The sequence below is a fragment of the Candidatus Cloacimonadota bacterium genome, assembly GCA_020532355.1.
Lineage (GTDB): Bacteria > Cloacimonadota > Cloacimonadia > Cloacimonadales > Cloacimonadaceae > UBA5456.
Window position 1 is genome coordinate 1 of record JAJBBD010000228.1, and the last position, 7894, is coordinate 7894.

The following is a 7894-nucleotide window of genomic DNA, read 5'->3' on the forward strand; positions in this document are numbered from 1 at the left end:
AGGCATTTTGAGGGCTGTAAATGGCAAATTTGGGCAAAAATGATAGATTTCTGCTAAAGATTGCGTAAAATTGGCATGGATTCACTCTCACGGGTTCAGCGGGTGTATTGTTCAACGGTCTTATCCTGTTGATGGCAGGGCACCAATTACTGATTATACCGTCGAATTCATCCAGAAACACCACGTTTGTGATGCCACTCTGGGCTTTGGCTTCTTCCGGGGTCGTTTTCTTACCCTCCCATACTTCACGTTCGGGATCGGAACGTTGAATAAAGAGGTATTCTACGTTGGAATGGTTGCTATTAATCCCAAAATATATAGCATTAGGAGTTTCTAATCCGGTAAGATACAAAAAGTTGTTTTCCTGGCTAAATTTCTCCAGCTTGGCTTCTCTGGCGGCAAACAGGATCACCGCATCCATATCCTGCAGAGAGCTCAGAAGCTTCTCACGACGGGGACTTACGATCTCTGGTTTCATTATATACTCCATTATTCATTATTTATGTTGTCGAGAAGTCATTTTCTGATATGCGGAGGATATGTCCAGAAAAATTCTCTGAACAATACTAGCCAGAGATCAATGTAATATCAGCTTACGTACAAATTGGCGATCCCCTTGGCTAAAGCTGGTAAAATACATCCCCCGGGGTAGCCTGATACCCATAGCATCCTTGCCATCCCATACAATGTTGAAGGTTCCCGAAGCAAACCCCGATGTGCTGAACACACGCTGTCCCTTCAGGTTATATATCCTGAAGTAATACGCCTGTTCGTAGCCTTTTCCGTGTAATTCGATGGTGGCTTCCCGGTTAAAAGGGTTGGGGTAAATCGACAGTATCCCCGGTTCGGGATTTTGTACTACTTCTTCTTCAGTTGCTGATGGCAAGCTATAGTGTGCGCTGGTCACCTCGCTTGGAAACCAGTCATTCAAGTAGGCTCTGGCTTTTACCAGGGTAGTCTGCGAGATTAGCATTGGGCCTGTATAGATAGCTGTTTCCTCGCCGGGATCGCTACCATCAAGGCTGTAGTGAATTGTTGCTCCGGAAGTGGCGCAAAACATTTGTAGTACGATAGGATAGTTGTAGCTGCCTGCAGCCGGTGTGAAGACAGGGTTTGCCACTTGGTTGATGATGCTAAACTCTGCGCTGGCAACGGGTCCCGGATCCCATCCTGGTAAAAACGCCCTAGCTTTTAGAACACAGCTTTGGTGGATCACGATCGGGGAACTATAGAGACTGGAACTCTGGGTGGGATCCGCACCGTTCAAGCTGTAGCGTATCACGGCTCCCGCCGTAGGGCTTGTGATGCTCACAGTTTGAGCTTCATGAAACACGCCCCCTGGAGGTGAAATCTCTGGAGCCAAGAGCTCCCCTGCCTCGACGTTGATCTGGTACAGATCATCCGGATACGAGCCGATCTCGCCGTTTACCACACTATTCACAGTCTCCAGAATGTGATATTCAAGTTGAACATCTTCATCCCAGACCCTGAAGTGGATTATCTCTCCGTTTGCAGGGCAAAACACTTGTAGAATGCATCCGGAAATGTCGTTGATGACCATCACGCTTGCTTTGCCTCTCAGCTCAGGATCTCCATTCACATAAACAAAAGCACCCAGAACATCTCCGGAAGCGGCAGGTGAGCCGTTGATGCTCACCTGCGCCATAACCGTCATACTGCCGGGATAATATACCGGCTCCCCCCAGGGATCTGTAGCGAAAAGCAAGCTCCCTATCAGTATTACACACAGAGTGATCAGCAAGCTTTTCTGCATCCCCGGGAGTTTCCTTATTTAAGTAATATTAGTTTGATGTTCTGCTTGGTGTTTCCACTTTCCAAGCGACAGAAATACAATCCTGCCGGCATCTTCCGTCCATTGGCGTCCATGCCATCCCACATCAGATTTTGGGTTCCGGCATTCTGCTTGCCGTGGATCAGGTTCTTTACTTTCTGACCCCGCAGGTTATAGATGTTTACCCGAATATCTTCGTTTTCTTTAGCGACGGATAATGTGATGTTCACCGAAGCACCAAAAGGATTAGGATAGGCATTTACAAATCCGGTAACCAATGCCGGAGCCACCTCTGTTCCTTCAGATAGAACAAAGTATTCGTTTTCAGAATAATCTCCCACTATCGCGCCGGGTTGGGAAACAAGCCCCGGTTCCAGATCTACCTTTTTGTTTCCGCTCTGCAACACAAAACGGAGCTCCTCACCCGCATTCTCGGTGAAGATCTGGATCAATGCGCCCAAACGACCGTCCACTTCCCTTACCACCACAGTACCACGAAGCTCTTCACCCACGTGGGCTTGCACGATGTCTCCCGGATGAGCGTAACCGCCCAGGGCGATTAGCACGCTCTGACTGTCGCTTTTACGCACCAATGTATTTGATACCTGGGTTTCCTCCCCGGCATACCCGCTGAATCTCTCCCCGCTGGGATAGATCAAGTCGGCATGGGTGCTCATATTCAACCAATAGGATTCTCCGGGAACCAGAGTATTGAGGGTGCTGAAAGGATTTCCCGGTTCATAAAGCCCGTTTTCTCCCTTCAGTTGAATCAGTTGGTCGTTTACTGATATAAGGGCATGATAGGTAGGTATTGGTACTTGAGGGTAGTAGGCTACCAGGTTCCATCCCGGGTTCAGAGATATCTGATTCGCTACCGGAATCGGATAACCCCGAACCATAAGGGTGGCAGGGTTGGTCATGTTTACGAAGTATCCATCGCCATCCACCAACATATGCAAAGTGCTGAAGGGATTCCCCGGTAAATGCACTCCGCCTTGGGATTTTACAGCGCATACCGAAGCATAATCGCTTCCGAACAAGCTGATGATAAACTGATCCTGAGAATGTACATTCAAGGAGAACATATTCCAGCCTGTGTGCAGGTCGATTTCCTGGACAACGCTGCCAATAGCGTGCAAGATAAAAGGATTCCCAGGCCAACTGCCTACGCTTCCATTCACCGCGCTAGTGATTGTTTCCGCCACTTCATACACTTCGTTGGTCTCAGCCACCCACAGTTTGAAGTAGATGTCTTCGTTATTCAATTCCGTAAAGATCTGCATCAGGCATCCGGTGATCCCGGAGCTGCTTATCAAAGTAGCTTTCCCACGCAGCTGAGGTTCATTGTTTACATCCACATAGGCTGCCAATACATCGCCCTCGGAGGCGGGATCTGCATCGATCATCACCGCCGCCATCAGCGACATGCTGCTACTCAGTACCAGAGGCAAACCAAAGGGATCTGTGGGCTCGTACTCAGCTTCCGGAAACACGATCTCCAGCTCTGCGAACATCACCTGCCCACCATTGTTCGTGGGATGCGCAGGAGGCACCAGCGCATTTGCGCCCCAGGTATAATCGTTGAAGAACATCAATCCGATCCTACCAATCTTCTGCTCGCCTTGCGTGCCCATGTATTTTACTTTGTCTGCAGGATACACCCACATCGGTTTGATGTTAGCAAATTCCGGATTGTTAACGCTGTTCAGGACAATCGGTTCGCTCCAGGTTTCACCTTGATTGGCGGATACGCTGATATAGATTTCCGGAACCTGAATATATTGCAGATAATCCGTACCACCGTTTTCATTTGCCCATTTAGCTTTTTGACTATCCTGCCAGACTGCCACCATCATTCCTTGCTCGTTTACTTCCGAAATCTTGATGTTGTTATAATTTGGGATCATGTTATTTCCATGCAGGCTGCTATCCCAATGCGGGAAGGGGAAGATGGTCTGATAGCTCAGTGCATAATTTCCAAATGTATCTTGCTGATACTCCGGCACCCCCCAGGGTTCTTGCGTATCCCAGGGAGTCCACGCCGCGTTCACCATATCTGCGGGATCCTTCTGAGGGTATATCTCGTTGATCCGGAAGCTATTCAGAGCTGGATTATAGGTGATTGATTTCACCACATGATGCTCTTCCCATACTCCTCCGTCGGAGTTTCTTAAAGCCCAGATACCGGGGATGATGATCCTGCCGTAGTTGTCTGTTACGGCATTCAGATTTCCAGAGTTCGTAAGCGCCCAAAACAGCTCGGAATTAGCGTAGGGCTGGCCTCCTTGATCTGTGAAATACGGTGTTCCGGCAGGGGTTGCCAGGGGGTTCCAGGTGGGAATCTGGCTGGATTCGGATACTCTGGTCCAAGTACCCTGCCCATAATCGTTGCATATGAATACGTCGAAATCTGGTTCCAAGACTACAGCGTTTGTTCCAGCCTGCACTGTGGTGTGATAACCTACATAATACAGATTTCCCAGGTTATCCACAGATAGAGCCAGATGCGGGTTGCGCCAATCGCTATCGTTGTTCCAAGCATCCAGTTCCGGAATCCTGGTCACGCTCCAGCTAAATGGAGTACCCTCTTCGATCATGTTACCATCGAAATCCGCATAGAGGATCACCACGTTCTCGCTGGGTCCAATGGTATGGCTCACGTTGTTTCGCGCCAACACATACGCTCTGCGTTTTCCGGGTATCGGAGAGGGTCCTATCTGAAGTGAAGACCGGATGAACTCGTTATCCAACACCGGCGGCAGATTGGGAACAGTCACCGAGATGGGAGAATCGATGATGGTCTGCACTTGGTTGAACAATCCGGAAATGCCAGTGATAAAAGCGTCGGAGGTAAATTGCACTTCCAATTGGGGGTCTGCATCCACGTTCTTTTGCCAAGCATAAAGTGGTTTTCCGGATATCGGATCCACTGCCAGCGCGGGGAAGCCTTCCTCGGTATTCATCGATGTGATTTCGTTGAATTCGCTCACTGCTCCCGCAGCGTCGATATATGCATAGAACACTCTGCGCGGACCCACAGCATTTCGTTGCCCATGATAGGTAAGAAAAAAACCGCCTCCCGCCAAATCCGGGATCACGCGCAAGGGTTGGTGTTGAAAACCTCCGATCATGTAGTCGTAATAACTCGTCATCACGCTAACCGGAGCCGTACTGAAGTTAAAAGCCGGAGCTTCCCTCATGCGGGAAGTACTTTGCCCATTTCCTTGTGTAATTCCGGCTGCATACAGAATGCCGGTGATCATGCCAATACATAAGATAAGTAGCATTAGCTTCTTCATCTTTCCTCCTTATACTGTTAAATAGATATTTATAATGTTACTCTTTTAGCAGTATCTCCATCCATAAATCATATTTTGATCCGCTCTCATCCCCTTGAACTTACGTATCCGATCAGTACTTTCGCACTACTCTAAAACCGTGGGAATCCGCCCTCAGAGTGGGGCTACTATAGAAGCGTCTCGCCACGGTGCAATTACTGGCGTCTGTGCTGAAACTTCCACCTCGCATCGCACGGAAGAATCCGCTATCTGCCCCGGTGGGGTCCTGACTTTCTTCCGGGGCATACTCGTGGTGATAGATATCCCAACAAAACTCCCAGAGATTTCCGCTCATATCGAACAAACCAAGCTCGTTGGGAAGTTTTAACCCCGCCAAAGCGATATCTGAAGCATTTCCGCTGTACCATCCCACCTGTTCAATATCGTTGGATCCGCTATAGATATAATCGCTGCTCAGATGCCCACCTTTGGCGGCATACATCCACTCCATCTCGGTGGGTAGCCGATAGCCGTTGGCATCCCAATCGCAGCTTAACTGGCTGTGATCAGTAAACCAATATGCTGGCCAGAAATCCGGCATAGTGCCGCTCTCACCATAGCTGTAGCACGGTTCAAAGCCCTCTGCCATACTTCGGTAGTTGCAATATTCGATGGCCTGAAACCATGCCAGATCCCCTTTGGGTTTATCCGGCACGATCTCTTCCATATCGATCATGATATATACCCACTCAAGTTCCGTTACTTCACGGCGTCCTATATAATACGGTGAAAGGTTCACATAGCCGGTTCCGTTATGAAACCTACCCCCAGGTATCAGTTGCATTTGATCTGCCAAATTGATGATGTAGAACGCGCTGGCAACTTCGCTGGGTTGCCATTCTTCGAGATACGCACGGGCTTTGATCAACACATTGGTGTTTATATTGATGGCTCCGGTATATATCGTAGATTCCTCGCTGGGATCACTTCCGTCCGTAGTATAGCGAATCGTCGCCTCGGGATAGGGATGACTGATGCTAAGGGTCTGGGGCACAGGGTAGTTGCCCTCTGCAAGGCTGAAAATGGGCAACGGCAAAGCAAAGCTGAAATCTGCCCTTGTGATGATCCCGGGCAACATTCCCGCGGCGTAAGCTCTGGCTTTAAGGCTAAGGGTGGAGCTTACCATGATCGGTTCTTGATACAGCGTGGATGAAAGATCCGGATCACTGCCATCCAGGGTGAAGCGGATCTGAGCATCAGCTGTAGCGCAGCTCATGCTTACTTGTTGAGCATCTGCAAACGCGCCCCCCGGAGGGGTGATGATCACTGGTTCCACCGCGGCAGAGGTGAATTGATAGATTTCGCTTGCCACAGCGCTGGAACCATAGCCGCTCTTGAAGGCTTTGGCTTTCAGAGTCGTGTTTGTATTCACCTGGATCATCCCTGTGTACTCTGTAGATTCCTGGGTGGGTTCGCTGCCATCCAAAGTGTAATGAATCTTAGCGCCATAAGTAGGGCAATGCATGAAGATCGTAAGCGTCTCGTTGTAGGATCCCCCCGCAGGATTTATAACCGGTTTGGCAATTGCTTCTCCATCCGTGGAAGTTGACCTGCTACAGGACATCACTATCAATGCCATCATAAGCATCGCTATCCATATGTGTTTCTTCACGATACCCTCCCTGTTTTCACAGTTTGCATGATACATTGAACATGAAGGAATTAAGCCTGAGAGCGTTGCGCGCGTCACCGTCTCCCAGATCGTTTAAACTCAGCGTGTAACGAAGGTCGAAGATAAACTCATCCTTCCCAATGCCAAACTGGAAGATATCTTTCAAAGCAAAGCCGGCTCCCAGCACCAGATCCGTCTTACTTTTCACAAAATCGTCCGAACCAGAGTTTCTTCTTTGATATGTGTAGTAAGAACTGGGGTCACCATCCGTAGCACTTTCCTGGGTAAAGAGCCGCACCCGTTGATCCAGGGCTTGGATCCCGGCTTCAGCTTTTGCGTCGTGCTTTAGGAGCAGCGAAAAGGAGGGTCCGCCATAGATAAACGCACCTTGATAGCTCTTTTCCTTCTGCTCTTCAGCAAGCTCTTGGTTGAAGCTAATCAATACTGGAAGAGTGAGGTAATCAACTTTGCTTAGGACGCTCCCACGGAGCGCATCCGAAAACCGCGCCGCCAAAACGGGGCTACTCACGGCGGGGGTGACATCCTTGAAGACCTGCTCATATTGAAACCTCTGCCAGATCAGCTCAGATTTCAGCCGGATCGAATCCGTTTTGCGGAATAGCATCGTGGAAAGATATACTCCTGCCGCTTGGGATACTCCGGAAGCCCTATCGTTTGAACGTAATACTATATAACCCAAATCTCCCGGTGTAACTCCATGTTGCGTAATATCGTAACGCAACTGATAATCACGATCCGCCCCTTGCAGGGAGGATGTTCCAATGCCATATTTCAAGCCCCATTCAAGATTTTCAGCACCCAACCAACTGAGGCTGCAGATTATAACTATCAAAACCAAACGGGCTTTAAACATCATTGCTCCTGTTTTAAATATCATCGTTTTGGCGAAAGGTATATCGTCTGTAGAAGGTTCCCAAACAACACGATCCACACTGATGGCATTAAATGAAGTTTATATTATTCTGTCAAGACTTTTTTTGCGGATCCGTCTATTCTTCATGCATATTGATTGAAAAGAGTCACTGAAATCTGCAAATTGGGTCACCGAAAACTGCAAATTCCAAAATAGATACAAATCCAAGACTCTAAATACTACCTAACGAAACACGTACTGGTATATTGCATATATCA

Annotated in this window: 5 protein-coding genes; all 5 read right to left on the minus strand. The window is 48.6% G+C overall.

Going from position 1 to position 7894, the window contains the following annotated elements; all coding sequences use genetic code 11:
- Positions 1-478, minus strand: a 478-nt coding sequence (locus LHW48_07725) for an aminopeptidase P N-terminal domain-containing protein (GenBank protein ID MCB5260345.1), incomplete at its 3' end; no start/stop codon positions are given.
- Between the two features lie 99 nt (positions 479-577).
- Entirely contained in the window at positions 578-1774 is a 1197-nt protein-coding gene (locus LHW48_07730; protein MCB5260346.1) for a chitobiase/beta-hexosaminidase C-terminal domain-containing protein, read from the minus strand.
- 14 nt (positions 1775-1788) lie between these two features.
- On the minus strand, positions 1789-5091 hold the full coding sequence (locus tag LHW48_07735; GenBank protein ID MCB5260347.1) for a T9SS type A sorting domain-containing protein: 3303 nt from the start codon (positions 5089-5091) through the stop codon (positions 1789-1791).
- A gap of 112 nt (positions 5092-5203) precedes the next feature.
- Positions 5204-6742, minus strand: a complete 1539-nt coding sequence (locus LHW48_07740) for a chitobiase/beta-hexosaminidase C-terminal domain-containing protein (protein ID MCB5260348.1) — start codon at positions 6740-6742, stop codon at positions 5204-5206.
- 16 nt (positions 6743-6758) lie between these two features.
- On the minus strand, positions 6759-7619 hold the full coding sequence (locus tag LHW48_07745; GenBank protein MCB5260349.1) for a PorT family protein: 861 nt from the start codon (positions 7617-7619) through the stop codon (positions 6759-6761).
- Between the last annotated feature and the right edge of the window lie 275 nt (positions 7620-7894).

What these genes read in the sequence shown, in the direction of transcription:
- LHW48_07735 (MCB5260347.1), bottom strand. Translation starts at nt 5,091, where the DNA reads ATGAAGAAGCTAATGCTACTTATCTTATGTATTGGCATGATCACCGGC.
- LHW48_07730 (MCB5260346.1), bottom strand. Translation starts at nt 1,774, where the DNA reads ATGCAGAAAAGCTTGCTGATCACTCTGTGTGTAATACTGATAGGGAGC.
- LHW48_07745 (MCB5260349.1), bottom strand. Translation starts at nt 7,619, where the DNA reads ATGATGTTTAAAGCCCGTTTGGTTTTGATAGTTATAATCTGCAGCCTC.